Source organism: Rothia sp. HMSC08A08, assembly GCF_001808385.1.
Classification (GTDB): Bacteria; Actinomycetota; Actinomycetes; order Actinomycetales; family Micrococcaceae; genus Rothia; species Rothia dentocariosa.
In genome coordinates, this window is sequence record NZ_KV793075.1 from 120,990 (window position 1) to 147,363 (window position 26,374).

Here is a 26,374-nt window from a genome sequence, read left to right on the forward strand (position 1 = left end):
GAGCCGAACCCGGATGCGCCGCTGCCGGTGATTGACTGGGACACGATCGGTTGGCCTATCGAACCGGAGAGCGTGGAATTTGCGCTTTCGTTCAGCGTGGTCGAGCAGGGAGTTACCGGTACTGCGCACTACTATTATCCCGATTTTGCACGAGTGTGGGACGAGCTGTATCCCGAGGATAAATTGCCCACGGGAGACGACGAGCGGGCGAGGATTCAGCGGACGGACGCCGTTGAGGAGCTTACTCTCCCGTATGAGGAGAGTGATGAGTACTCCCGGATTGGCGGTTACCCCTACTTTATTCAGAATGACCCGCGGGATTTTGACGAGAAATTGCAGGGGCACACGGTGAACCTGCTGACCATTGTTTCTGAGGCGGACTGGGAGTCAGAAGAAGAAACCCCGGAACTCCTCTGGGGCGATGCGGGCTCCGCAAACTGGCTGATAACGCCCGAACAGCTGGCGGCGGGCGATTTCTCGAACGTGGTCTTTGAGTGGTCGAGTTGCTAACCACGAAACATATATGCTGGTGACGCAATTGCTTGCATGTTCGAATTGAGGCTTGCTAAAGTAAGAGCAACAGTCCCCCCTCCGCCTCTGTACCAAACGGTATATGCGCCCTGAGGGGGTCCTCTTATATCAGGAGAGCCTTCGATGGGCAGAGTGCCGCCACCTTTTCTATCAATGGACGATAGAATGCAGTACCTTGAAGACAAGAACTATTTTTCCTGTGGAGGTATATCGCCTGAAAATTATCGAAGACTTGATGCTCTCAATTTTCATTATTTTCTAGGGTATACAAGAAACTATTATAAGATTTCCCAACGTACTAATCTTGTAGATTTTCCTTCTATAGATGATGTTTTTTCTGTTATAGATTCTGATCATGAGATGTCAACATATTTATATTCTGGGTTGAGAAAAGCAGAGATGTACTTACGTGCTTCGTTCGTAAATAACTTCTGCCATCACTATAACCCCGTAGCGTATCTTGATCTCGATTGTTACGCCAATATGGGTGGAAACCGTATTCCTGAGGTCTTGGTAAATGACATGATGCATCATGTGCTACGTTATCGGGAACCTTATGTTCGCACACGTATTACAACAGCAGCCCAGAATATTTTAGGCAGTAATAAACCTCCTGAAACTATTGGGGAATGGGGAGGGGTAGAGAGAGTAAGGGGTATTCTCCAAGATCTTCCTCTCTGGTCGGTCGTTGACTCCTTCTCTCTAGGTTTGCTGTCCAAAGCTATTGAGATGTGTCAGGTTCCTAACGGGTCTGGGAAAGATCCTTTTTATAAAGATGTTGCGGCGGATATGGGGATAAATCATAATCTGTTTTTGACAAATATCCGATCTCTGACGACTCTGCGTAATAGCGTTGCACACTGCAATAGGCTCTGGATGAAGCCCACAACCGATACTCCTAAGAAGCCTAAAAAATTTGAACGTAAACTTCGGAATATAGACAGCAAAGGGATGTATATTAGCTTTGCGAATGTAGCACTTTTTCAGACCTCTATAGGTGATACATCATTCCTTGAGAGGATTAATGAAATATGTGATAAGAACCCTTTATATGCGTTCGGTGTTAAAACTCCGCTCATTAAATAGAACTAGTTATCGTTGGTTCCCTGAACCGCAAAAAATTAGTGACATGGTGCTAAGTTTTTCTCTGAACCCATAGCACCATAGGTGTACTAAGCAGGAACCGAATCGCTGCGTCATAATCCGACACAAACGACATAATGCTACGCGCACTTGGCGCATTCGGGGACCGTGGCACAGTATAGGGTTGAGTACCTCTGTTCCTCGACCTTGGCGCATCATTCGGCTGCGCTAAGCCAACCAGGAGTCATGCATGGCTGAACATACTTTCGGATTCCGCACCCGCGCACTGCACGCGGGCGGCACCCCGGACGCTGAACACGGCGCCCGCGCGGTCCCTATCTACCAGACCACCTCATTCGTTTTCAAAGACACCGACGATGCCGCCAACCTCTTCTCCCTGCAGAAATACGGCAACGTCTACTCGCGCCTATCGAACCCGACCGTTGCCGCGCTGGAAGAGCGCATCGCATCCCTAGAGGGCGGTATCGGGGCGGTGGCGACCGCATCCGGTATGGCCGCCGAGTTCATCACTTTCGCCGCGCTCTGCCAGGCGGGCGATCACCTTGTGGCATCCTCACAGCTGTACGGCGGAACAGTCACCCAGCTTGATGTTTCCCTGCGTCGATTCGGCATCGAAACCACCTTTGTGGAAGGCACCGACCCCGCGGATTACAAGGCGGCGCTGACCGAGAACACCAAGGCAATCTACACGGAGGTTGTCGCCAACCCCTCCGGCGAGATCGCAGACATTGAAGGGCTCGCTGCTGTAGCCCATGAGGTGGGAGTCCCCCTCGTCGTAGACGCTACGATCTCAACCCCGTACCTGATTCGCCCGCTGGAACACGGGGCCGACATTGTGATTCACTCCGCCACCAAATTCCTGGGCGGGCACGGAACCACCCTCGGCGGCGTGGTTGTTGAGAGCGGACGGTTCAACTGGGCGAACGGCAACTTCCCGCTCATGACTGAGCCGGTGCCTTCGTACAATAACGTCTCGTGGTGGGGGAACTTCGGCGAATACGGGTTCCTCACAAAACTGCGTTCCGAGCAGCTGCGCGACTTCGGTCCCGCACTCTCACCGCAGTCGGCATTCAACCTGCTTCAGGGCGTCGAAACCCTGCCGCAGCGCATGGATGCGCACCTGGCCAACGCGAAAAAGGTCGTGGACTGGCTGGTTGAGGATGCGCGCATCGCCTACGTGAACTACGCCGGTTTGCCGGGGCATGCGCACCACGAACGCGCGAAAAAACTGTTGCCGCTGGGCGTTGGGTCTGTGTTCTCTTTTGGGGTGAAGAGCACCGAGAAGGCGAGCGGCCGCGTGGTTGGCGGCGAGTTCATTAGCGCGCTTGTGTTGGCATCGCATCTGGCGAATATTGGTGACTCGCGCACCCTGGTGCTGCATCCGGGTTCGACCACACATCAGCAGCTTTCCAGCGAGCAGCTTGCCGCGGCGGGCGTGGGCGAAGACCTGATCCGTATTTCGGTTGGGCTTGAGGATGTTGAAGACATTATCTGGGACCTTGACCAGGCACTCACCCACGCGACTGGCCTGAACCACGCGGGTGAACGTGTGGGCGAATCCAGTGCCGATAAGCTCGTTGCGGCACAAGAGGCTCTCGCCGCCGAAGAGGCTGACTCACAGCAGGGTGCCGCCTGCGCGCTGCCGAATAGCGCCGCAGCTTCGAGCGCCTCAGAGTCCAAGGAAGCACCCGCGAAGGAGGGCAACTAATGACTGAGAAACGTACCTGGGTAGGCCCGAGCGCCCCCGAGCGGCTGAACATTCTGCGCAATACCCGCACTATCGCGATTGTGGGGATGAGCGATAAGATTTCGCGCGCCTCAAACTTCGTGGCAACCTACCTGCTGTCTTCGTCGCCGTATACGGTGTATTTTGTGAACCCGATTCTTGCGGCGAAAGGCAAGACCGTGCTGGGGCAGCCGGTGTACGCCTCGCTTCAGGACCTACCAGAAGTGCCCGATCTCGTCGAGATTTTCCGTCGCAATGAAGATCTCCCGGGCGTGGTTCAGGAGGCGGTTGATCTGGGCGCGAAAACCGTGTGGATGCAGCTGGGCTCGTGGAATGAGGAAGCTGCCGCTATCGGTGAGGCAGCTGGGCTGAACGTGGTCATGGACCGATGCGTGAAAATCGAGCACGCACGCTTCCATGGTGGCCTGCACCTTGCGGGCTTCAATACCGGTGTGATTTCCTCGAAACGCCAGGTCACGGCGTAGCTCGGCGACTGTCGCAGGCCTAATCTTCAAAGCGGCGGCTGTTTGGGAGTAATAAGCTTCCAAATGGCTGCCGCTCTTGTGTGATAGGTGCGCATCTTCCTGCCCTACAGAAATGGGGGGCGGTATGTTCCGCATCTGGGGTGCTTGGCTGGTCATCATCACAACATCTTCACAGCATCATTACAAAAAGTTGTGATGATACTGGGATGACCGAACAGTCGCAAAAACCTTGAAATTTCAAAGGGCTTTCCCCATGAGCCACAACGAAAATAAGCGTCATAACAACATCATCTCAACATCTTCACAAAAAATTGTGATGATATTGGTATGATGTTGTGAAGATGCCTTTATGCCCACCATTGCGGGGAGGAACCATGGACTTCACGGCCGTCGACCTTATTGATACATTACGCAAAAATCGCTCTGAGAGCTCAGCCCTAGAGGTCAAAGATGCTGAACACGGGTTCCCCAAATCTGTTTTAGATACGGTGAGTGCCTTCGCTAACGGGGAAGGCGGCACCATACTCCTGGGTGTTAGCGATCCCGCCTCTGGTTTAACGCCGGTTCCCCAATTTGATGCGCAAGCGATACATGATGCAGCCGTTGATTCGATACGCGATAAGGTTAAGCCACGCCCTCCCGCAGATGTGAGTATTGAAACCTTGCCACAAGGGCACCAGGTAGTGCGTATCGATGTTGAGCCGGGCGACCCGGTGCAGAAACCTTACTATGTTGATGCACGCGGCATGTATAACGGCGCATACCACCGCATCGGTGAGGCGGACGTTAGGCTCAGCAACTATGAGATAGACCGTCTGCTTGAAAATCGAACCCAGCCCCGATATGACGAAGAGATTGTACCTGAGGCAAGCATTGACGACCTTTCCCCAGAACTCGTCAGCAATTATGTTGCCCGTTTACGTGAAGAGCAACCCCGAGTCTTTGCGGGACTATCTGAAGTAGAAGCGCTAAAACAGGCTCGTATTCTGCGTCAGGATAAGCAGGGGCAAGAAGCACCAATACTAGGTGCACTTTTGGCGATGGGCACGGAGCCACAAGCTTTTTTCCCTCAGCTGATGATAAGTGTTGTGGTGTTGCCTGGTACCGAAATGGGGAAGGTCACCGCCGACAGTAAACGGTTTTTAGATAATCGTACCTGCAAAGGTCCAATACCTGTGATGGTTAAGGATGCTATGGCTGTACTTTTACGTAATATGAGCAAGACCTCGGTCATGCAGGGACGAGGCTCTTCAGCAATCGGCAGGGAAGACTTTTATGAATATCCTACCGATGCTATCCGTGAGCTACTGGTGAATGCTGTAATGCACCGCGACTATTCACCAGGAGCACGCGGTGCACAGGTTCAGGTGGAACTGTACACTGACCGTCTTGTGGTCCGTAGTCCCGGCGGTATCTTTGGGTCGGTAAATATTCGTGACTTTGGTCAGCCTGGGGTTTCTTCCACACGTAATGCCTTTCTTGCGGGATTTCTCATGGACTTGTCGGATCCAAGTACTGGTCGGCGCGTGGCGGAGAACCGTGCATCGGGCATACCAACAGTGTTTCGGGCGGTCAGGGAGGCCGGTTTGGAGCCTCCGGTGTTTGTGGATCAGCTGAGACATGTTGAAGTATCCATATTTAATAGGACCATGACCCATGTTGACAGCGGGGGAGAAACTCAACAAATCGTCCCGAACCACGAGCCTGACAGCACCGAGAAGTTGAATGTGCGTCAGCGTAATATTTTGCAGGGGTTACGGGAGCACGGTGACGCTGTTTCGGCATCATATGCCCATGAGCACTGGGGCGGAGGAGCTTCACGCACCTCTGTGGGCAACGATTTGAAACTTTTGGTTGGATTGGGGCTTGTGGAGGCAACTGCTCCGGCTCGAAGTAAGAACCGTAAATATCGTGTGGTAAGTGGGTGAGACGGCAGACCTTAAATCTGCGGGTCAGACGCTGTTTGCTCGTAAAAGGCCATATAGCAGTGTATTCATTGGTTCAGCCTTTGAGCTTTGGGGCGGATTGTTCATAGGGCAGTTAGAGAACTGTCTGCAGGGCAATGCATCTTCCCAATATCATCACAACTTTTTGTGATGATATTGAGAAGATATTGTGATGATACTGTCCTTCTGTCAGCGCAAGAGGGCTGGATAGGCTAAGAAGGCAGAAAATAGGGCTGGTTGGGGTGTTTTAGTGCGGTCGTATCGCTGGCGCATCGGGCCGAAGAAAATTAATCGTCAGAAACACAAAATTATATATTTATATTGTTTCCACCCGAAAATCTAAATCGGGTTAACCACTTGACAGCTTAAAACCCTACCCTTAGGGATAGGTTTACGGGTATGCTAATACGAGTGCCTTGCGACAGGGGGCTTTCACGGCGGTCGCAGGGTACTTTTGTGGCGGTGGGGTGCTTGGCACACATGAGCATCCCGCCGCCTTTATCGTTTCTTTCCGAACAGCGTTGAAGAACCTCTCAGGGCGAAGTAGCAGACCCGTTACTTACCGCCGCGAGCCAACCAGATTCAGAACACGTGCGGCTACCCGCCGCGTTGCTCCCGTTCACGATGCAGCTGATCGCGATACGCCTGAATCTGATCCTCTGTAATCACATCCAGCTGGTTTGTGAGCGGCGTGCCCGGTGCCCAGCCCTCGTTCTCAAGGTGTTCGTGGTCGCGGCGGAATACATCCAGCAGGCGCGGGCGCTGAACCTTCAGCGTGGTGGGCATCGGCAGTCGCCAGTCGCGCCACCGTGCCACAACCCCCAACACCGTGCAGGTGAGCACAGACATAGCGATCGCCACATGAGGGCGCTCCAGCATCCTGAAACAAATTGCCGTTTCGGCGGCACCCACGAACGCTACCGTGGCGTAGAGCGAGTTCCCGCCGAAGATAGCGGGGATGCGGTTCACCATAATATCGCGGATAACCCCGCCGCCAACCGCCGTTGTCACCCCCAGCGCGATAGCTGGAAGCCAGTGCAGTCCCAGAGTAAGGGATTTGATGGTGCCGGTAGCCGCCCAACAGCCCATGCCCAGAAAGTCTACGACCACCAGGGCGCGGGTGGCCCAGTTCGAGCTCAAATCCAGCACATACGCCAACACCGCCGAGGTAATAGCGCCTACCCAGTACCAGCCGTCGGTGAGCGCTATTGGAAGCCCCACATTCAGCAAAATGTCACGAATCATGCCGCCGCCCATGCTGCAGACGACCGCCAGCAGCAAGAAGCCCACCATGTCGAACCGCAGGGCGCGCGCCACCGCCCCGCCGAGAAGTCCATTGGCCACTACGGCTGCAATATCTACGATGCGGAACAGCGTCTCGGGCTCGATATTGAACACGGTCGGCCTCCTTTCGACGGCTCAGGAGTAGAGGAGTGGATGCGGCCCGCAGTTTTAGGCGCAACGTCTGCTATCTTACCGCGTGTGCTGCCGCTACGATACCCGCAGGTTTGTGGCGTGCCGCATACGCCAGATCTGTGCGAGACAATGGAGGAAAGTAAACGCAGGTTGAAAGTGCTGAGAGGAACGCAATGGCGGTTTCACGTGAGCAGGTTTTTGAGGTTCTTCAGCGGGTGCATCCGGTGCTAGAGCAGGGCCTGCCTGGATGGTCGGTGCGCCCAAATATTACGGGAACCGGCGCGGTGGGGCTGTATCTTGACGGCCCCGAGCTGCCGCTGATGGGTGTGAATCTGGCGGGCGAGCCCGTGGCACGGCATCTGTGCGGAACGGTTCAGAGTGCCGACCGTGGGCTTCCCGACGGGCTGGATCAGGTGCGGTATCAGTATATTTTGGGCGTGAGCGTGACCGAGCGTGATGAGGAATATCCCGAATTAACCGACCTGCCCAAGACGGGGGAGCCCAGCTGGGTTAATGCTCTGCGGGTGCTGGATCAGCAGGTTCTCGCTAAACGCAGGGATGAATTTTTCATCAGCCGCGGTGGTTATGTGCCCGGTCGTCGGGCTTTAGGGAAACGCCGTGTGGCGCTGCGGCGCGAGTTCTTCCCCGGCAAACCCTGGCTGGGTCTGGGCACGATTGACTGGTGCGCGGGTGTGCGGTCCACTCCGGTCTACGCCGGTGAGCTGGATGCGCTCGTCGCCGCCGCGGTGCGCCTCGCCTCCACCTGGGATGCGGCGCTCCGGTCGGTCTAAAATTCACCTGACATGAGGTTTTATGCGTGACGTGCTCACGTTTATACATAAGATTCACGAGTTAGGCATATTACCTGCAGAGGGCAGTGAGCGAGTCTTCAGTGCTCGGCGCCCACAGTTTTCACCTACGCGAATAAACCCCAAAAGCGCCCTTAGTTCCTCGGCAAGAGGGGAGTAGAATCAAGTAAATGCCTCTCACAGGTTTTTTCTCAACGTTCAGAGGAACCTCTGACAGCAAGCAAACATCACACAGACACAACCAAGAATTCAGGTTTTCGTGACAATGCATTCACAGGGTGCGGTGGAGAATCCGCGCCGCATGCTTTTTCTCTACACAACACTCAGCGCCCTCATGGCCTGCTCGGCTATCTCGACCGACCTTTACCTGCCGGGCCTGCCGAGCATCGAATCGCAGATGGGCGGCAATATCGAGCTGACGATTACGGGATTCCTCATCGGGTTCGCGATTGCGCAGCTGATTTGGGGGCCTGTCAGCGACCGCATCGGGCGCAAAATTCCGCTGATGCTGGGCATGGCAATCTTTGCCGTCGGTTCTGCCGGATGCGCGCTCGCCTCAACCACGACCGAACTGGTTCTGTGGCGCCTGGTACAGGCGGTCGGTGCGTGCGTGGGTCCTATGCTTGCCCGCGCTATCGTGCGTGATATGTATCAGGGCGTGCGTGCGGCACAGGTACTTTCTACTCTTGTACTTATTATGGCGATTGCGCCGATTGCCGGGCCGCTTCTTGGCGGGTTCCTGGTGGTTTCTGGCGGGTGGAGGCTGAGTTTTTGGGCTATTACAACTATCAGCGCCATTATTCTGCTCTTAGTCTTTTTCTTGCCTGAGAGCCTGCCTGAGAATAAGCGTGAAAGCAGTACGGTACTTGCGGCGTTTAGAAGTTATCCGCTTCTGCTGCGCCGCCGCACTTTTATGAGGTACGTGCTGTGCGTGTGTTTCTTTTACGTGGCGATTTACGCTTTTATCACGGCATCGTCGAGCGTGTATATCACGAGGTTCGGGGTTGATCCGCGCTATTACGGTCTGCTTTTCGGCGTGAATATTATCGGGGTGATGGTGCTCAGCAGTTTCAATCGACGATTTGTGCAGCGTTATAGTCTGGATTTTCTGCTGCGTATTTCGACTGCGGTTGCCGGGGTGGCTTCTATACTCGCCGTGATAACTGTTGCTGCGGATGCGGGTGGTCTGTGGGGTGTAGCGGTTCCGGTGTTCCTGGTGTTTAGTATGAACGGCATCGTTGCCGCCTGCACGAACGCCGCCGCCCTAAATTCTGTGGAACCTGCCATTGCTGGTTCCGCTGCGGCACTCTTAGGGTCGTTCCAGTATGGAAGCGGTATTATTTCTTCGCTCCTGCTCGCGGTTATTCCGGGGGAGAGGACGATTCTGATGGTTTCTATTATCTGTGCGTTCGTCCTGCTCTCAGCGGTGATGGGCTTCCCTAAAGCGCCCGAAGAAAAACCCAAGGAACAGCCTCAGAGGCAGGAAGCGGCTTAGAATTTATTGTCCTACTCGCATCTGCATCTGAACTTGCGTAGGTAAAACTCTGGGTATAGCCCGGTGCCTCAGGGATTGAGAGTAAGAGGGAGCAGCTGATTCAACTGCCCCCTATTCACTTTAAGTTAAGCTGCCGCTAGCCCCTTAACAAGTAGTTCGCGGGCAACTTCAGAGGTGCTTTGTCCTCGTTGAGATGCTAGGTCTCGGATAGTATTGTTAAGGGGTATTCGGATTTTATGGTGGAAAAGGGCTTATAAATCACCCTTCTCCAAATTCTTAATAAGTGTGGAAAAATCGACACCTAAGTTGTCTGTAATGTCGTGATCATTCACTTCATACCAATTGAAAGTATCGTATAACATAGCTTTATTGAAAGCACTTGAATTAAATCGTGGCTTACGCTTTTTATGGAGCTTCTCATTGAAAAGGATTTTGGCTCGTAAGGCATCAAACGAGTAACCTCTACCCATTCGCTCTACCTGCCTAATAATGCTGTTAATTGACTCCGTATAAGCATTAGTGAGCCTTTTATCAAAGTAGTTGAATATTTCAACATGCCAGTTGTCTACGGCTCTCACGAGGTCTTTATATGCGTCTTTAGAGTTGCTGGACATACAACGGTGTCTCCATTGACTATAACGAAGATGACCTTCATCTGGATCAGGAGTATCCCATATCCAGTAAAACTCTTCTTTGAGTTCATAGGCTTCTTTTAAAGCAGGAAGATTACCTAACCAAGTATCTAAGAGGAATGATTCACGTTCATTTAGATCGTGTTTACGCTTTAGAAGGATAAACCTTTCACGCATAAGGGTACGTCTTTCTTTTTGGCTCATATGGGCTTTCAAAGACTTTCTGACGTTATCTAAGGCTTGATTAGCCATTCTAACTACATGAAACTTATCTACGACAACTTTAGCGTGTGGAAGGATAGTGTTCACTGCGTCTTTGTAGGGCTTCCACATATCCATTGTGACTTACTCAATGTAAGTCCTGTCACTGATTTCTGAAAGACGTTGGATGACTGTTTCCTTGTTACGGTTAGGCTTGATGTCATAAATAGTCCTGCGTTCAATATTAGTCAATACAAGCCGAGGTCTACGGATAATATGTATCTCGTCTATCCCAAGCCACTTAGGAGTTTCAAACTGGTATTCACGTTCTTTGAGTGCCACATAGTCCTTAAAAACGTTCCTAATGGTTTTCTCGTCAACACCAACGCTTTCTGCGACTTCTACAAAGGTCTTAGACATGGATTGCTCTTGAATGGACTTTAAAAGCCTTTTGGTCATACTACGCTTTTCATCTACAGATATTAGGCGTTCCCAGAAGGTAGATCCGCATTCACGACACTTGTATCGTCTACGGTTCAATTGTAAGCCCACTCGCTTTAAACGAATGGGCAAATCCATAATTAGTTGATTTCTTGAACTGTGTTTGTACAACTTGTCAAAACCACATTCAGGACAACGTTCAGGTGGTCCGACTGCTTCAACTTTAAACATCATATCGGTTTCATTTTCTTGTGGCGGTTCTATTGTTTTAATGTCTGGTAGGGATAATAAGTCTGACATATTATTCATCCTTTATTACTCTGCGGTGTTAAGGTATCAATTATAGATTTGATGTTGAAATCATCAGTGTTAAATTATTTTTGTGACCACAAATTCACTTAGAAAATCCCTTAAAGCATTAGCTGGTTCACTTGAATAGGGAGTTGTAAAAAAGTTCCCTTAGCCTGCACAGCAAGATAATTTCGAAATATCTTTATCGAACGTAAGTGCAACTAATTTTAGCCCTTCAGCCATTGTTAAATATGGTGCTAGGGTTTCTGTTAAATCTTCTATCGTTAAGCCAAATTTAACAGCTAATGATGCTGCATAGATGACATCTCCTGCATTTTCAGATACAATATGAACCCCTAATACTTTTAGTGTTTCTGCATCTGCTACTAGTTTAAATACACCGGTTGTTTCACGGTTTACAATTGCTCTTGGAACAGCATCTAAAGGTAATACAGATGTCTTCACATCATACCCTTTCTCTTTTGCTTGTTCTTCTGTTAAACCAACCGTTGCAACCGTCGGATTCGTAAACGTAACAGCAGGAACTACCGATAAATCTATTTTTTTGTTTAATCCACCAATAGCATTATCAGTAATAATTCCACCTTCATAGGCTGCTACATATACAAATTGTGGTCCTAAAGTCACATCTCCTGCTGCATAAATCTTTTCATTACTTGTTTGACCAAAATCATTGATCAGGATTTCATTATTTTTTCCAGTTTCAACACCTGCTGCACTTAAATTTAAAGAATCCGTATTTGGTTTTCTTCCAGTGGCAACAAGTAACTGATCTGATTCAATGACTTCTCTACTGCCATTTACTGTTACGTAAACCCTTTTTATCTCTCCACTTTGTTCAACACGCTCAAAAGTTGCCCCTTTGACAAGGTTTATACCCTGTTCAATTAACGCTTTTTCAACTGACTCTGAAATCTCAGGATCATACTCCTTTAAAAGTCGCTCACTTCTTTGCATAAGCGTTATTTCTGAACCTAAATGATGAAATAGTTGTCCAAGCTCCATTCCAATGTATCCTGAACCAATTACAGTTAATCGTTTTGGTATTTTCTTTAACTCAAGAAGTGTTGTACTAGTTAAATAGTCCATTTTTTCAAGTCCTGAAATTTGGGGCAACGAAGGCGATGCACCTGTTGCAATTAAAAAGCGTTTTGCAGATAACTTTGCCCCATTGACCTCAACCGTACTAGCATCAACGAATTTTGCTTCACCTTTAATTAAATCAAAATTATATTCATCAATTAAATCCATATATTTTTGATTCCGAAGTTCGCTCACCAATTTATCCTTTTGCGTGATTAAACTAGCTAAATCCACTTCTCCAGCGGATGTTTGTAAACCTATAAACGGATTGTCTTTTGATAAATGATTGATTTCCCCTGCCCTAAGAAGAGTTTTTGACGGAACACAGCCAATATTCACACAGGTTCCCCCAACCGTTCCACGCTCAATCATTCCAACTTTTGCACCGTATTCTATAGCTTTAATTGCCGAAGAAAAGGCAGCAGCACCAGAACCAATAATAAGAAGGTCATAATTGTCTTCATTAATTAACGCCACGTTTTCTAGTGATGATACTTCTTCAATTTCTCCGGCTTGGTAATTTGCTTCATCAATCGCCTTTATTGCACTTTCAACCTCAATATCATCGGGCAGTTCAAATACTGCTTCACCACGACGATAACTAGACTCAATATTTTTAGCACCTATCTTTTCAAGTGCTGATTCTACGTGTTTTTCACAACCCGTACAAGTCATTCCTGAAATGTTTACCTTAAATTTATTCATAAAAAAGCTCCTTTCGTTAATTAATCTCTCATGTTAATGTTTCTATTATTGGACACGAATGTAATTGCTTTTCATCTGGACATCGTTGTTTTAAGTCGTCTAACATAGTTTCATATCTGCAAACTCACTAATGCGATAAATCATCTTATTTCACCCCCTGAATATTATAAACCATGTACCATAGTACACGGTCAAGTAAATTGGACTATTTTATTTTTTTCCCAAAGTATCACTCGTATGTGATTGATACTTTTATATAATACTATTGATTATCCTAACATCCCACCAGAAAATCCGATTTAAACACCAGTTGTTTTTAAACTATTAAGAAAGTAATTCCACTATATATTCCGAAGACCCATAATAATAAAGCTGCCCCTTGCCAACATCAGCCACCTCCATGATGTCACTGATGGAGGTGGCATCATAACCCTTCTGATAAATCAATTCCTCAGCACTTTGTAAAATACGCTCTTTAACGCTCATCTGCTCACCTCTCTTTTTTACTATTATAGCATATTCAGAGTCTGGGACCAAACCATTGAAATCACCTCCTTTTGCCACTGTTTTATCATTAAAATTTTTGCTCTGAGCAAATTGATTTACAAATTCAATTCTAGATGTTATTATAATTGTACCGAACGGTCAGTATGTAACTAAAACTACCATTTGGAAAATCATCAAACTAACAGTCTAAATTCCTATTGGCTGTTAATCAAATCATATTAGGAGGAACCTCATGTTCAATCAGAAAAATGTCGCATTTGTTATCACAGACCCGCAAGTTGAATTCTTAAAATCTACTGGTAAAGGATTCGGAGCAACTAAAGATGTTCTTGAAAAAGTTAATACTATTGAAAATCTGACAAAGCTTTTCGCTCTTGCTAAAGAGCGTGGCTACAAGCGTTTTATCTCACCGCACTACTTCTATCCACACGATCACAAGTGGCAATTTAAAGCTGCTGGTGAAACGATGATGATTGAAAACGAAATGTTTTGGCGTGATAGCCAGTATTCAGCAATTCCAGAAGGCTCTGGAGCAGATATGATTGAAGAGATTAAACCATTTTTGGATGAAGATACTATTGTTGTCAACGGACATAAAATCTTTGGCCCAGAAAGCAACGACCTTAACCTTCAACTCCGCAAAAATGGTATCGACACCGTCATCTTGGCTGGTATGAATGCTAATCTCTGCGTGGATTCACACATGCGTGAACTCATAGAATTAGGCTACAATGTCATTGTTGTTAACGATGCTGTCGGTGCTCCAGGTGAAGAAGCCTACCAAGCTGCACTAACAAACTACGGCTACATTGCCAACCAAGTTTTGACAACTGAGGAAGTTATCGCTCAACTTTAGTATTAAAAACAAAATCAGGTAATCCTAGTGACTACCTGATTTTCTATGTTTTAGGCGTTTTGCCAATTTTCTTGGTCTTCTTTAAAGCGTTTTAGGAGGTCGAGTCCTTCTGGCGTAATGTAACCTTCTTCTTGGGCTAGGTGGATGAGTTCGCTGTAGTTAGAAAGTGTCACCAATTTCACATCAGCATCCGCAAAATTCTTATCGGCTTTTGGCAATTGATAACTGAAAATCGCTACAACTCCAAGCACATCTGCTCCTTCGCGTTTAGCAGCTGCTACGGCTTCAAGAACAGACCCTCCAGTTGAAATGAGGTCTTCAACAACAACCATCTTTTGCCCCTGAGCCACACGACCTTCGATTTGGTTACCAGCTCCGTGGTCTTTTGGTTTGCTACGGATGTAGGCAAAAGGCAAGTTCATCTTGTCAGCGATGATAGCTCCGTGTGGAATCCCTGCTGTCGCTGTTCCTGCAATCACTTCTACTTCTGGAAATTCTGCTTTAATAGCTTCCACAAAACCATTTTCAATCAAGCTACGAGTTTCTGGATAGGCAAGCGTCACACGGTTGTCCGTATAAATCGGCGAGGATTCTTCCCAGTAGAGCCGAGCCGATGCCGTGGTGCTGAGCCTGCGGGTGCACCAGTAGATCCTGGATATACGCAATGGTTTGTCCATCACCCGCCGCACGTACCAGGCCGATAAGCCGCTCGGCTCCTTCCGCCGTGTTCTCACGCGCTACATAGAGGTACCGCGACCCAGCCAGCATAGGGGCCAATCGCTCGGGCGTGCGAGTGTAGGCGCTCCAGCCCACCGCATCGTACAGTTCAACGAGTTCTTCGGTGCTTGGTAGGGAATTCTTGGCGTTCAAAATACTGTACTGCATACCCGTATTATCCTATGCCCCATACGAAGAAGAGCCTGACAGTGAATAAGCGTTAGAAACTCAGCCTTAATCACTATCAGGCTCTTCTTGCGCGAGATTACGCGGGGGCGAGGCTGTGTGCTTAGCCCAGTGCTTCAGCCAGCTGAATACCCTGTGCCACGCCGCCCATGGTTGCCGCAATGCGGATCAGGTCGTTAACCTGCTCCTTGGAGGCGCCTTCCTCGCGGATGGTGTGCTCGTGGGCAGCCACGCAGTGCGAACAACCGTTCACGGCAGAAACTGCGAGCGCTAGCATCTCAAAGTCGAGCTTGTCGATACCCCCGTTTTTGCCGATGATCTGCATGCGCAGGTTTGCACGCTGATCGTCGTAGGCGCCGTCGAGGAAGCCACGGGTGCGGTAGAAGATGTTGTTCATCCCCATGATGGTTGCCGCGCCGAGTGCCGCATCGAAGGCGGTTTCGCTCAGGTGCTCTTTCGCCTCTGCTGCGATCTCAACGATCACGGAATCAACCTTGGTTGCCGCCGCAGTGGCCAGGATTGCGCCCCAGAGCTGCTGCTCGGTGAGCGAGGTGATGCGCGGCAGCGAAGACAGATTCAGGTTCATGTCCTTCGCGTAGGAAGGCAGCGCGTTACGCAGGTTCTCAATGCTCATTACTTCATCTCCTTGAAGGCGTCGATGGTTTCTGCACCCTTCTTCCAGTTGCAGGCGCACAGTTCGTCGGACTGGAGCGCATCCAGCTGGCGGAGCACCTCGTCGGTGTTGCGGCCGACGGAATCTGCGGTAATGGATACCGACTGGATGGTGTTATGCGGGTCGATGATGAAGGTTGCGCGGTCTGCCACGCCGTCCTTGTTGAGGACGCCCAGGGCGCTGGTGAGCTCGCGCTTGAGGTCAGATGCCATGACGATGGGCAGATCTACGAGCTCTTCGTGGGAGCGGCGCCATGCGTAGTGGGTGTATTCGTTATCCACGGAGACGCCGATAACCTGGCAGTCGCGTGCCTCGAATTCATCGGCGAGCTTGCCGAATGCGGCGATTTCGGTGGGGCAGACGAAGGTGAAGTCCTTGGGCCAGAAGAATACGACGCGCCAGGTGTCTTCGTCCAGACCCTCGGAGGAAACGGTGGTGAAGTAATCTTCGGGCTTGTTTGCCTCAATCTCGGCGAGCTTGCCGGGAACAACGCCGGTCAGCTCGTAGGCGGGGAACTGGTCGCCAATAGTTAGCACAGCCATAGTGTTCTTCTTTCCTGATCTAGGTGGGTACCTCAAGGCTGGTTCGTGTGTGACTTCGGTGGCCTTGAGGCATTCTTCTGTTCTCCTCACAAGAGGAATCTTCCCCATTTTAATATGAGTAATTCATAATAATCAACCGTCCACTAACATATTACAAGTGTTTTGAGACACACAATATGGCGATTGGGGAATTGCAGGCACAGCACGCCTCACAAAACAGCGCAGAAACTGGTAATGTCATGTCATGAGAATTCCGGAACTCATCACCGAAAAGTTTACCCTCAGGTCACTGCGCGAATCCGACCTTGACGAACTGGTCCATATCTGCACCGACCCCGAAACCGTGCGATGGACCACCATCCCCCTGAACTATACGCGCGACGATGCGCGAACCTTCCTCAACTTCACCCAGCGCGCCGCAGCAGCCGGGCGTGAACTCACCTGGGCCATTGACTACAGCGGGGTGCTCGCAGGGGTTGTTACCCTGCGCCTGCCCGGAGGCTCCGCAAATGCGCCCGGAACACACGCAGACTTAGGGTTTTATACGGCTCCCCAGATGCGCGGGCGCGGCATCATGACAGATGCGGTACGCACAGTCCTCGGCTTTGGCTTTGACCCGCTCGGGTTTGCCCTAGACACCATCGGATGGACGGCGTTGGCGGGGAATACGGCATCCGAACGGGTGGCGGTAAAGGCCGGATTCACGAATATTATCAACGGGATTAGCACCAGCGCGGCCCGTCCCGATAAGTACGGCAACCGGGTGGCTGTCGCCGTGCGGCAGGCGATGATGACACGCACCCAATTCGCCGAGATCTGGCGTGATTAAGGCGTTTGCGTGTACGTCCTGGCTTCTCGCTTTTGCGCCGCTCTCGCCGCGTAAAAAGGCTCTTGATGTGAATAAAGCGTTGGAAATCCCGCTTTATTCGCATTAAGAGCCTTCTGATTACTGCATATTTTCGGCAGGGCGGCGTAGGAGCACTGCCCACAGCACAACCAACACCACAAGCGCCAACGCCGGAATTGAGGTCACAAACATAACCGGCTGCTCATCCGCCGCCCGCAGAAGCAGGGTATGCGCATCCACCCCCGGATACCTGCCGGTAAATGGGTAAAAATCGACACGCCGCCAGAAGCGCACTACGAGCTTTCCCCAGTCCAGAAGCGTATTAACCAGCATGAGAGAACTCAGCGCATAGCAGGTATAACACAGGATGCGCCCCGCACGAGAACGCCACCGTGCCGCTAGCGGCAAGAAATCGACCGCCGCGCACACCATAAAAATCGGTAGAATCACGGCGTGATGGAACCAGCTGATCGGCGAGATAAACACCGGCACAAGAACCGCCAACGAGATCTGCGATAGATAGAGGTTATGCTGCTCCATCTTCCACAAGGCGTACCCTATCACCGCAATGAGCGCGATTGCCGCGATCCCGTACAGCGCCTTCAGCACGGTACCATCCTGAAAGGTCATGCGCCCTAAAATACCCTGAATCGCCACGCTATTGCTCGATATTGGGTTGCCCACGCGTGACGGATCCCAGATGACGCTGCCCCAATAGGTGAGAGACTGCTGCGGGAGCACAGCAAATCCTGCTGCAATGGTTCCCGCAAACGAAACCCCCAGTGCAATAATGGATTTCCACTCTTTACGCACTAGAAAAAGAATTCCTATGGCGAGCGGAGTAAGTTTAATGCCCGCAGCAATACCGATAAAAACGCCGCGCGGAATCCTGGTACCTGGCCGTAGAAGATCGTAGAGAATAAGCGCCAACAGATACGGATTTATTTGACCGTACAAGACATTATTGTGCCACGGTGCCGAAAGCAATATAAGCGCAGCACACAAAACAATAAAGGAAAAAGGCGAAAGATATTTCTCAAAAAGAAGCCGAGAATTGCGCTTTACCAGATAGTCACGCAGAACCTTGGCGCAATAGAAGGCAATAGGTACGAAAAATGCCAGATGAAGGCCAATTGCCACCCGCAAGGGCAAGAACGATGCGGGAATAAAGAGGATCGAGGCAAACGGCGGGTACGTAAACGCAAGCCACAGGCCGTCATCGCCGAAAATATATCTAAAGTTTTCTGCCCGCACAGTTTCACGAAGAATATCGAGATCATAGAGGCTGCTGGGGTAATCAAGAAACCAGTTAACGCTTTTACCCCCGGCATAATAGACCAGATAATCATATGCCAAAAATTCGCGCAGGTTATAAACAATAACTCCGGCTAAGAAAAGAATGCAGGCACCGGTTATGCCCCAGCGATAGCGTGTCATCAAAGACCTTCATGAAATACGTGAATGATATGAGTGCGTAAACTATTATTCCACGTTACCGGGTGTTTGGGGCATACTGCGGGGTGCATCGGGAGTATAAAAAGACTCTTTATGTGAATAAAGCGTCCAAAACGCCTCTTTATTCACACAAAGAGCCTTTTTAGCAGGGCGGCAGGGGAGTGCGCTACCGGGTCCCGAACCCCTTGAACGTGCCCTGCGGTTCGGTGAAAGACGCATCCACAAACTCCACATGCCCGGCGGTATCGCCCGAATTAAGGGTCTCCAGCAGGTGCTCGCAGGATGCGCGGCTTCCCTGCGCTATCACCTTCACCCGACCGTCATCCAGGTTTTCGGCGTATCCGCTCAATCCCAGCGGCTTGGCGGCCCCGGCGCACCACCATCGGAACCCCACACCCTGAACCTTGCCTTGAACGTAGGCGGTGAGCTGCGCCTCGGCGAGCTCTTCCGGGGTTTTGTCGGTGAAGAGATCGAAGAATCCCACGGGAACCTCCTGCGGTTGCTCTAAAAATACCTGGAACTTTAGGATACCGAGCGATGCGGCACCAACGGAATAGCCGCCCCGGAACTCGTCGCGAGATAATACCCGCACGCTGCGGGTAAACCTTACATGACAAGAGCGCGACCGTGTGCAGACACGGGGACAAGTACCAAACATCCCGCACCCCGGCGTGCGAACCAACCTTGCGCGAGAGAAAAACACGCCCCGAACCCGTGAAGAGGCTCGGGGCGCATCCGGCAAACCCTAGCGCAGCTGTGAACTTGACGGTGCCTGAGCGAGAGCCTGCTGAATCTCGGTATCGCCGCCGGTGAAAGGAATGCTCTTGCCGATCGTGCTGGAATCATCGACTACCTCAGTGAGCACTCGCGCCACGGTGGCACGCGGAGTATGGGAGCTCAAATCCGAGTGGTACACCGGATCGACCCCCACGGTAATACCGCCCTCATCCTCAGTCGTGAGCATGCCGGGGCCTAGAATCGTGTACTCCAACCGGGTGCCGCGAAGATGCTGGTCGGCCTCAGCCTTAGACTCCGCATACGCGAAGAATGGGTTATCTGCGGGTACCCCGTGCTCGGTTCCGGCCCCCAAATACGAGACCATGATGTACCGTCGAATGCCCGCCTGCTGTGCCCCCTCCATAGAACGAATTGCGGCGTCACGGTCAATCGCATAGGTGCGTTCGGGACCACCTACACCGCCCGCACCCGCGGACCACACCAGCACGTCTGTATGTAAATCCTTGAAGAGCTTCGCCATCTCCTCAGTGCTTAGGGTGGTAATATCGGCAACCACCGGGTTAGCGCCGGTCGCCATAATATCTGCCGACTGATCTTCACTACGAATAATAGCGTTCACCGTATGTCCGCGTTCACGAAGCATTGGTTCTGCCAGAAGAGCAACCTTGCCGTGCCCGCCAATGATCGTAACGTTAGCCATCGTATCCTCCCTGTGTGTTGAAAAATACTTGTATATCCAGGATAGGCTTGCTGTGCCGCAATGTCTATGGTCTTTCTGTGCTTCCTGAGAACAACAGATACCCGCGTTCCCTGTGCTGATGCGCTCAGACAGCACCGCATGATGAGAATTCTCGTGCGGGGCTCAAGACGGCGTTATGATGAAGTGCTAGGTTTTTATTGCCCAGCGGTACCGCCGAGAAGACAAGGCAAGGGATTTATGGCAGAGCCAGCCGCATCAAAGACGCACCGCAGCGTACCATCAATGGAGCAAACCGCCGAGAAGCCGTGGGTTGCCATGTGGTCACTCGTGATCGGGTTCTTTATGATCCTGCTCGATACCACTATCGTCACCGTGGCGCTGCCCCATATGCAGCATGAGCTCAACGCCTCGCTCTCCGCCGTGATTTGGGTGACCAGCGCCTACCTGCTCGCCTATGCGGTGCCGCTGCTGATTACCGGTCGCCTGGGCGATAGGTTTGGGCAGAAGCAGATGTACCTGCTTGGTATGGTGGTCTTTACCCTCTCTTCGCTGTGGTGTGGTCTTTCGCCCAATGTGGAGATGCTGATTGTTGCGCGTGTGGTGCAGGGGATAGGCGCCTCGATTATGACCCCGCAAACCATGTCGATTATTACGCTCATGTTCCCGCCGCATAAACGCGGGGTAGCAATGAGCGTGTGGGGTGCGGCGGCCGGTATCGCATCGCTCGTGGGCCCCATCGCTGGCGGTCTGCTCGTGGATGGTCCAGGCTGGACGTGGATCTTCTTCATCAATATCCCTATCGGTGTGATCGGCACCTATCTGGCGGTTCGGAATATTCCTCATTTCCCCTCCAAACAGCACAACTTCGACTGGCTGGGCGTGGCTCTCTCCGCTATCGGCCTGTTCCTGATGGTCTTCGGTATTCAGGAGGGATCCACCTACGACTGGGGCACTATCACCGAGTCGCTGTGGGGAACCGGAATCTCGGTGAGTGTATGGGGCATGATTATCGCGGGCATCATCGTGTTCACCCTCTTTATCGTGTGGCAGGCCGTTAACCGCAAAGAACCGTTGGTACCGCTGGGACTGTTCAAAGACCGCAACTTCTCGGTATCGAATATTGCTATCGCCGCAATGGGTGCACACACCCTCACAATGGCATTCCCCACCACCATCTATTTCCAGCAGGTGCGCGGTATGAGCCCCACCCAGGCGGCACTCATGACCGCCCCGCTCGCCCTGTTCTCGGGTGCGCTCTCTCCGGTCATTGGCAAGCGTTTAGGCACGTCAAACCCCAAATGGTATGCGGTCTCAGGGTTTGCCCTGCTGGTAGTCGGATTTGTTGTTCTGCGGGCTCTGATGACGGCGGATCAACCCCTCGCGCTTCTGCTCATACCCTTTGCGATCTTGGGTATCGGCAACTCTATGATTTGGGGTCCGCTAGCGGTGACCGCAACCCGCAACCTGCCGCCTCGTTTAGCCGGTGCCGGGTCGGGCGTGTATAACGAAACTCGTCAGGTTGCCGGTGTGCTCGGTTCGGCGGGTATCGCCACTCTCATGGGCGGTCTGATCGCCGACCAGATTGCGCAGACCATGCAGCGGATGCGTCCCTCGGGCGCCGGCGGAAGCGCCATGAACGCCCCCGCCGTCGGCGGCGAAGGAATGTCCGGCGGTCAGGTTCCCGACTTCCTGCGTGAACCTATCGCCACCGCAATGAACGACTCACTGATGCTAGCGCTGGTTCTGGCAGTTGTGGGCATGGTTGCGTGTCTCTTTTTCGCCAAGCCGGTGGATAAGGGCGCGTGGACATCCGGGCAGAATGCCGCTGAGCCACAAACGGAAGTTGACTCGGCATGGGACGGCTCAAACTCTTCCGGTACCGATCCTGATGCGGAGGTGACCGCCTCCGCCGACGCACGCCCCGCAGACGGGACGCAACCGATTTCTTCGGAAAAGGACACGAAAAATCCTTCTAAGCCATAATTCCATTTGAGGAATATACTATTTTACTAGTATATATAGCCAGTGCGGCATATAACCTGTTAGTTATATGCCGCACTGTAGTTTTAAGGATATTGGGAGCTATTTTCCTACAATGTTCGCGCTCGCAGAGAACCTTTCTATCAGATTCGGCGCGATGCCGCTGCCGAGCGTAACCCCTATGCCGCCTGATCCTCGGCGAACGCATCCGGGCTCACTCGCCCGGTTTCTACGAGCACCTGTGCGATAGCGCCGAGCGCCTCCTCATTCTGAAGCGAAGAAATATCGCCCAGCTTATGCCCCTGGTAGAGCTCACCCAGCAGACGGCGGGTAATCTTCCCCGAGCGAGTCTTAGGAATATCGGCGACCGCGACCACATCCTTAGGCTTAGCGATAGGACCAATATGCTCGCGCACATGCTGAGTGAGCACAGTCTTCAGCTCGTCTTCGGTGAGTGCCTGACCTTCGTCGGTGAGCGTCACATAGGCGACTGCCTGGTGGCCGGTTAGCTCGTCCTCCACGGGGCACACGCCAGCCTCCACCACGGCCGGGTGCGTCACGAGCGCAGACTCAATTTCGATGGTTGAGAGGCGGTGCCCAGAAATGTTGATCACATCGTCGATGCGCCCCAGGATGTACACGTTGCCTTCATCATCGACTTTCGCGCCGTCACCGGCGAGGAACCAGCCGCGCGTACCATAGTGCTTCCAATAGGAATTTAGGTAGCGTTGCGGGTCGCCCCAGACGGTGCGTGCCATGGAGGGGCCGATCTTATCGACCACAATGAAACCCTGTTTGCCGGACTCAACGAGGTCACCGTGCTCGTCCACCACGCGCACCGAGACGCCGGGGACTTCGCGGGTGGCGCATCCGGGAAGGGGAGTGCAGTGCGGGGTGCCTTCGGAGAAGGTCCCTTCGGGCGCGAAGGCGGGGTCATGTGGTCGTGGGGAGCAGATGGTCGAGCCGGTTTCGGACTGCCACCATGTATCGATAAACGATGCGGTCCCCCCACCCACGTGCTTGCGCAGCCACTTCCACGCCTGAGGGTTAATGGACTCGCCCACAGACCCGAGCAGACGCACGGATGAGAAGTCGTATTTTCCGGGTTCGGGGCCATCAGGAAAAGCCCCCATAAGGGAACGAATCAGGGTGGGCGCGGTGTAATAGTTGGTGACGCCATAGCGCTCGATAACCTCGAAATGGCGACCGTAATGCGGAGTATTGGGGGTACCCTCGAAAATAACCTCGGTCACCCCGTTCACAAGCGGACCATAGATTTCGTAGGTGTGCGCGGTCACCCACGCGAGATCGGCGGTACACCAGTGCACAGTCGATTCAACTTTCGCCGGGTCGTTCACGGCAGACAGCTCATCGGGGCGCAGCACCCCGTCTTCATCCACATAGTCCGGCAGCAGATCGTACAGCAGCGCGTGGGTGTATGCGGTCTGCACTAAATACCCCGCCATCGTGTGCACCAGGCCCTTGGGTTTGCCCGTGGTGCCGGAGGTATAGATGATAAACAGCGGGTCTTCGGCATCGTGCAGCTCGTACTCATGGGTATCGGGCTGATCGTCCACCAGGTCGTGGTACCAAATATCGCGTCCGGTCGTCCATGGAACCTGCGCGTGCGCCACGGGGTCTGCGGCGCTTGTACGATCCACCACGATCACGTGCTCGATATTGTTCTCACCCGAGCATGCTTCATCGGCGTTCACCTTCACGGGCACGACCTTGCCGCGGCGGTTCTGCCCGTCGGTGGTGATCAGAACCTTTGCGCCGGTGTCTTCCACCCGGAATTTCAGCGCCTCCGCCGAGAACCCACCGAACACGAGCGAGTGAATTGCGCCGATGCGCGCGCACGCAAGCGTGAAGATAATGGTTTCGGGAATAACCGGCAGGTAGATTACTACACGGTCGCCTTTACGCACGCCGAGTTTGAGCAGGCCGTTGGCGGCGCGGGCGATGCGTCGCTGCAGTTCGGCGTAGGTGATAGCTTCACGGTCGCCGGGTTCGCCCTCGAAATAGAGGGCTACTTTGTCGCCGCGGCCTGCCTCCACGTGGCGGTCCACGCAGTTGTAAGCGACGTTGAGTTTGCCGCCTTCGAACCACTTAATCTCGGGTACGGAGTATTCTTCGATGCCCTCAGCATCGGTTCCGATAACCTGCGGTTTCTGGAAGGTATGTGCGTTGTCCCAGGTCTTGCCCCAGCTTAGGCGCTCGGCTTGTTTTTCCCAGAACGCTACCCGCGCCTCGTCAGATTCGTGCGCGGGGTTGGGGGTGGGTGCTAGAGGATTCGTGAATGAAAAAGGGGAGGGAAGTCCCACAGTATCTCCCATCGGTTGCTGGCGTTAGCACCTTCGGCGTTATGAAGGCGCATGATGCGCCACCGCAGGCGAGGTTGCTGCGACGTCGTCGAGCCAGGTCTCTCGGTCGCTCTAGATGGATTACCAATCTAGTAAACCCTGTAGCTGGCGCAGGTGCAAAGACACCCCGTCATATTGCGCGTGTATGCGCCACGTTCGTAACATTCCGCAATATTGTGCCCTCCGTCCACACCACACCCTATACCGCGAGCAGGTAGGATTTTGTCGACAAGGTAGGATTTTCCTACCTGCTCGGGTCAAAAACCACCTGCTCGCGAACAGTGCAAGAAAAACACTCCCACCGGGATGCGCCTCGTCAAGAGGATTTATCCGGTGGGAGTGCCGTTTACTCACCCAAAATTACCGATTAGTTCTGTTTTTGTGCGTTGGTTGAGCCTTTCGAGGCTCCGTTAGGGTTTTTCTGCCCGGATAACCAGTCGTTAGGATCGATCTGAATGTCGTTACGGACGGTGAAGTCGCTCTCTTGATCCTTGTTTTTCTGGTCACCCGTTGATCCCGTCGAGTTGGACTTTGACTTGTCGCTGGGGGTGCTGGGAGTGCTCGGATCTGGATTCTCAGGTTCGCCAACATGATCGATGGATGCCACAGCCTGCTGACCGGTCAGGTCAATATCACTCTTGGGGGCACCATTCTCAGGTTCGTAGCGCAGAGTGCCGCTGAGGATCGTCAAGGTGGTGGTCACACCGTAGCGTTCGAGATAGAAATCTTCAAAATGTGTACCGAACTGGCTGGCCAAGATCTGGTTGTAGACCTGAGTCCCGCCGCCGTTATGACTGGAAGCTACAACATCATGGTCAAGCGTAATATCGACGTAGCCTATCAGCTCATTGCCGTTGGCGGTCATCTCGCTGAAGTAACCGTGCATAGCACCACCGTTGAAGGCGACGAGCTGGGGATTATCGCCGTTTTCTGACGTGGGGTTAACGGCGAGGGAAACCGCAAAATCGTCAGTATTTTTATTCCAGCCCGGGGGTTCTGCCCCGTCGATCTCGGCCCAGTCGGGGAAAACGAAACGGTGCTCCAAGCGCAGGCGCGCACCGGCGAGTAGGGTAGTGGTACCCGAGTAGTATGTCTGCTTACCGTCTTTAGTGGTTGCCTTGGGCGCTGAGAACCAGAAACCTGCACCGCCCCACTTTGCCTTGCCGATGCTGCCGCCGGGGGTAAACTTACCGCCGCCAGCCGAGTAGAGGCCACTGGAACCTGCCGGAACGCTGGCGTGCTCGTTCTCAACCGGGCCGCTAAATGAATCTAGCCCCAGGAAACTGTTAGTGTCTAGTTCCTGGTGGGTGACGAACGCCTGGGTAAAAATACCGTAGTCAGGGCGTGTGTCATCATACGAAGCCGCATAAGCCGGAACTACAGCGGAAGAAACAATAATTGGGGTTGTCCATGCGGCGCCCGCCAGAACACGACGGCGCGTTAGACCTCCCCGCGTAGATGCGTGGGTCACAATGACTCCTATGAGTGGTTGGGTGAATAAGTGGCGCTCGGATTACACGCCATTAATGATTTTACGGGATATACCCCAAAAATCCTAAATAATGTAAGACACACATGAAATCTTTACGATAAAACGCTTACTCGCCCCGATCTGAGCATCCTCAAATTATGCGGAAGATATGACGTGGGATAAGCCCTGAACCTTCACCAGAGATTGAGATTAATCTCATAACGGCTGATGATGCACGAGAGCAAGGTCTTATTCGCTAGCCTTGTATGCTGCCAGCGTGCGGGAGCGGGTTATGTTGCCAGAAACCTTTACTTGTTCCTGTGATATGGTCCGCTCCCAAAACTTGTTTTATGTCACAGATTTATAAAATTTTACGGTGCTAGGATGCAGGTGAAATCTTATCTATCGGTTATTCATATACAACCGTTCATATACCACTCTCTTGCTCAAACG

The 26,374-nt window shown here is 52.2% G+C and carries 22 protein-coding genes, 2 pseudogenes and 1 riboswitch; of the genes and pseudogenes, 10 read left to right on the plus strand and 14 right to left on the minus strand.

The annotated features are described in order from the left end of the window. The 5 genes from HMPREF3164_RS11400 to HMPREF3164_RS07230 all read left to right on the plus strand — a co-directional run. The coding region (locus HMPREF3164_RS11400; RefSeq protein WP_246822640.1) for a DUF1963 domain-containing protein at window positions 1-510 on the plus strand (510 nt) is incomplete at its 5' end. A gap of 186 nt (window positions 511-696) precedes the next feature. Beyond that, entirely contained in the window at window positions 697-1,617 is a 921-nt protein-coding gene (locus HMPREF3164_RS07215) for an Abi family protein (RefSeq protein WP_160311903.1), read from the plus strand. A 247-nt stretch (window positions 1,618-1,864) separates the two neighbouring features. Continuing rightward, a complete protein-coding gene (locus tag HMPREF3164_RS07220; RefSeq protein ID WP_070449995.1) occupies window positions 1,865-3,343 on the plus strand; it encodes an O-acetylhomoserine aminocarboxypropyltransferase/cysteine synthase family protein in 1,479 nt (492 codons plus the stop codon). Further along, the gene (locus HMPREF3164_RS07225; RefSeq protein WP_013398362.1) at window positions 3,343-3,846 is read left to right on the plus strand and encodes a CoA-binding protein; all 504 of its coding nucleotides are present in this window, start codon (window positions 3,343-3,345) and stop codon (window positions 3,844-3,846) included. The genes HMPREF3164_RS07220 and HMPREF3164_RS07225 overlap by 1 nt, the downstream gene beginning before the upstream one ends. A 374-nt stretch (window positions 3,847-4,220) precedes the next feature. Then, entirely contained in the window at window positions 4,221-5,774 is a 1,554-nt protein-coding gene (locus HMPREF3164_RS07230; RefSeq protein ID WP_070449998.1) for an ATP-binding protein, read from the plus strand. A gap of 615 nt (window positions 5,775-6,389) precedes the next feature. Here the strand turns inward: HMPREF3164_RS07230 and HMPREF3164_RS07235 are convergent. Continuing rightward, window positions 6,390-7,190: a trimeric intracellular cation channel family protein gene (locus HMPREF3164_RS07235; RefSeq protein ID WP_070450000.1), complete on the minus strand. Its 801-nt coding sequence runs from the start codon at window positions 7,188-7,190 to the stop codon at window positions 6,390-6,392. A 191-nt stretch (window positions 7,191-7,381) separates the two neighbouring features. On the opposite strand from HMPREF3164_RS07235, the gene HMPREF3164_RS07240 reads away from it, so the two are divergent. Together HMPREF3164_RS07240 and HMPREF3164_RS07245 are read left to right on the plus strand one after the other, a co-directional pair. Then, window positions 7,382-7,999 carry an L-alanine-DL-glutamate epimerase gene (locus tag HMPREF3164_RS07240; protein ID WP_070450003.1) on the plus strand — a complete coding sequence of 206 codons (618 nt, stop codon included), beginning with the start codon at window positions 7,382-7,384 and terminating at the stop codon, window positions 7,997-7,999. Between the two features lie 283 nt (window positions 8,000-8,282). Then, entirely contained in the window at window positions 8,283-9,512 is a 1,230-nt protein-coding gene (locus tag HMPREF3164_RS07245; protein ID WP_246822644.1) for a multidrug effflux MFS transporter, read from the plus strand. A 251-nt stretch (window positions 9,513-9,763) separates the two neighbouring features. Here HMPREF3164_RS07245 and HMPREF3164_RS11560 read toward each other — a convergent pair. From HMPREF3164_RS11560 to HMPREF3164_RS07260, 4 genes and pseudogenes are all read right to left on the minus strand, one after another. Continuing rightward, window positions 9,764-11,086 (minus strand): annotated as a pseudogene (locus HMPREF3164_RS11560) (ISL3 family transposase). A 159-nt stretch (window positions 11,087-11,245) separates the two neighbouring features. Further along, the gene (gene merA / locus HMPREF3164_RS07255) at window positions 11,246-12,886 is read right to left on the minus strand and encodes a mercury(II) reductase (protein ID WP_001031935.1); all 1,641 of its coding nucleotides are present in this window, start codon (window positions 12,884-12,886) and stop codon (window positions 11,246-11,248) included. A gap of 28 nt (window positions 12,887-12,914) precedes the next feature. Then, window positions 12,915-13,004, minus strand: a pseudogene (locus HMPREF3164_RS10920) (Hg(II)-responsive transcriptional regulator); the annotation flags it as partial. A gap of 206 nt (window positions 13,005-13,210) precedes the next feature. Further along, window positions 13,211-13,372, minus strand: a complete 162-nt coding sequence (locus HMPREF3164_RS07260) for a TetR/AcrR family transcriptional regulator (protein ID WP_210398377.1) — start codon at window positions 13,370-13,372, stop codon at window positions 13,211-13,213. A gap of 253 nt (window positions 13,373-13,625) precedes the next feature. Here HMPREF3164_RS07260 and HMPREF3164_RS07265 point away from each other — a divergent pair, with 253 nt between their 5' ends. Further along, window positions 13,626-14,249: a cysteine hydrolase family protein gene (locus HMPREF3164_RS07265; RefSeq protein WP_000483067.1), complete on the plus strand. Its 624-nt coding sequence runs from the start codon at window positions 13,626-13,628 to the stop codon at window positions 14,247-14,249. Between the two features lie 50 nt (window positions 14,250-14,299). On the opposite strand, the gene pyrE is transcribed toward HMPREF3164_RS07265, so the two are convergent. From pyrE to HMPREF3164_RS07285, 4 genes are all read right to left on the minus strand, one after another. Then, on the minus strand, window positions 14,300-14,812 hold the full coding sequence (gene pyrE, locus HMPREF3164_RS11065; RefSeq protein WP_371440318.1) for an orotate phosphoribosyltransferase: 513 nt from the start codon (window positions 14,810-14,812) through the stop codon (window positions 14,300-14,302). Next, a complete protein-coding gene (locus tag HMPREF3164_RS11415; protein WP_371440319.1) occupies window positions 14,784-15,134 on the minus strand; it encodes a GNAT family N-acetyltransferase in 351 nt (116 codons plus the stop codon). The genes pyrE and HMPREF3164_RS11415 overlap by 29 nt, the downstream gene beginning before the upstream one ends. 121 nt (window positions 15,135-15,255) lie before the next feature. Continuing rightward, window positions 15,256-15,786 carry an alkylhydroperoxidase, AhpD family gene (locus HMPREF3164_RS07280; RefSeq protein ID WP_013398369.1) on the minus strand — a complete coding sequence of 177 codons (531 nt, stop codon included), beginning with the start codon at window positions 15,784-15,786 and terminating at the stop codon, window positions 15,256-15,258. Next, window positions 15,786-16,367: a peroxiredoxin gene (locus HMPREF3164_RS07285; protein WP_004006488.1), complete on the minus strand. Its 582-nt coding sequence runs from the start codon at window positions 16,365-16,367 to the stop codon at window positions 15,786-15,788. Before HMPREF3164_RS07285 ends, HMPREF3164_RS07280 begins: the two co-directional genes overlap by 1 nt. Before the next feature lie 244 nt (window positions 16,368-16,611). Here HMPREF3164_RS07285 and HMPREF3164_RS07290 point away from each other — a divergent pair, with 244 nt between their 5' ends. Continuing rightward, on the plus strand, window positions 16,612-17,196 hold the full coding sequence (locus HMPREF3164_RS07290) for a GNAT family N-acetyltransferase (RefSeq protein WP_070450009.1): 585 nt from the start codon (window positions 16,612-16,614) through the stop codon (window positions 17,194-17,196). 117 nt (window positions 17,197-17,313) lie between these two features. Here HMPREF3164_RS07290 and HMPREF3164_RS07295 read toward each other — a convergent pair whose 3' ends face one another. The 3 genes from HMPREF3164_RS07295 to HMPREF3164_RS07305 form a co-directional block, all read right to left on the minus strand. Further along, the gene (locus tag HMPREF3164_RS07295) at window positions 17,314-18,651 is read right to left on the minus strand and encodes a glycosyltransferase 87 family protein (RefSeq protein ID WP_070450011.1); all 1,338 of its coding nucleotides are present in this window, start codon (window positions 18,649-18,651) and stop codon (window positions 17,314-17,316) included. 184 nt (window positions 18,652-18,835) lie between these two features. Continuing rightward, window positions 18,836-19,261, minus strand: coding sequence for an acylphosphatase (locus tag HMPREF3164_RS07300; RefSeq protein WP_314845572.1), 426 nt, complete (start codon window positions 19,259-19,261; stop codon window positions 18,836-18,838). Window positions 19,262-19,414: 153 nt separating this feature from the next. After that, the gene (locus HMPREF3164_RS07305; protein ID WP_070450013.1) at window positions 19,415-20,107 is read right to left on the minus strand and encodes an SDR family oxidoreductase; all 693 of its coding nucleotides are present in this window, start codon (window positions 20,105-20,107) and stop codon (window positions 19,415-19,417) included. Window positions 20,108-20,344: 237 nt separating this feature from the next. On the opposite strand from HMPREF3164_RS07305, the gene HMPREF3164_RS07310 reads away from it, so the two are divergent. Next, entirely contained in the window at window positions 20,345-22,090 is a 1,746-nt protein-coding gene (locus HMPREF3164_RS07310; RefSeq protein ID WP_070450016.1) for an MFS transporter, read from the plus strand. Window positions 22,091-22,266: 176 nt separating this feature from the next. On the opposite strand, the gene HMPREF3164_RS07315 is transcribed toward HMPREF3164_RS07310, so the two are convergent. Further along, window positions 22,267-24,411, minus strand: a complete 2,145-nt coding sequence (locus HMPREF3164_RS07315) for an AMP-binding protein (protein ID WP_070450042.1) — start codon at window positions 24,409-24,411, stop codon at window positions 22,267-22,269. A 5-nt stretch (window positions 24,412-24,416) separates the two neighbouring features. Continuing rightward, window positions 24,417-24,533: riboswitch (SAM riboswitch) on the minus strand. Between the two features lie 284 nt (window positions 24,534-24,817). Further along, window positions 24,818-25,921, minus strand: a complete 1,104-nt coding sequence (locus tag HMPREF3164_RS07320) for a hypothetical protein (RefSeq protein ID WP_070450019.1) — start codon at window positions 25,919-25,921, stop codon at window positions 24,818-24,820. Window positions 25,922-26,374 lie beyond the last annotated feature (453 nt).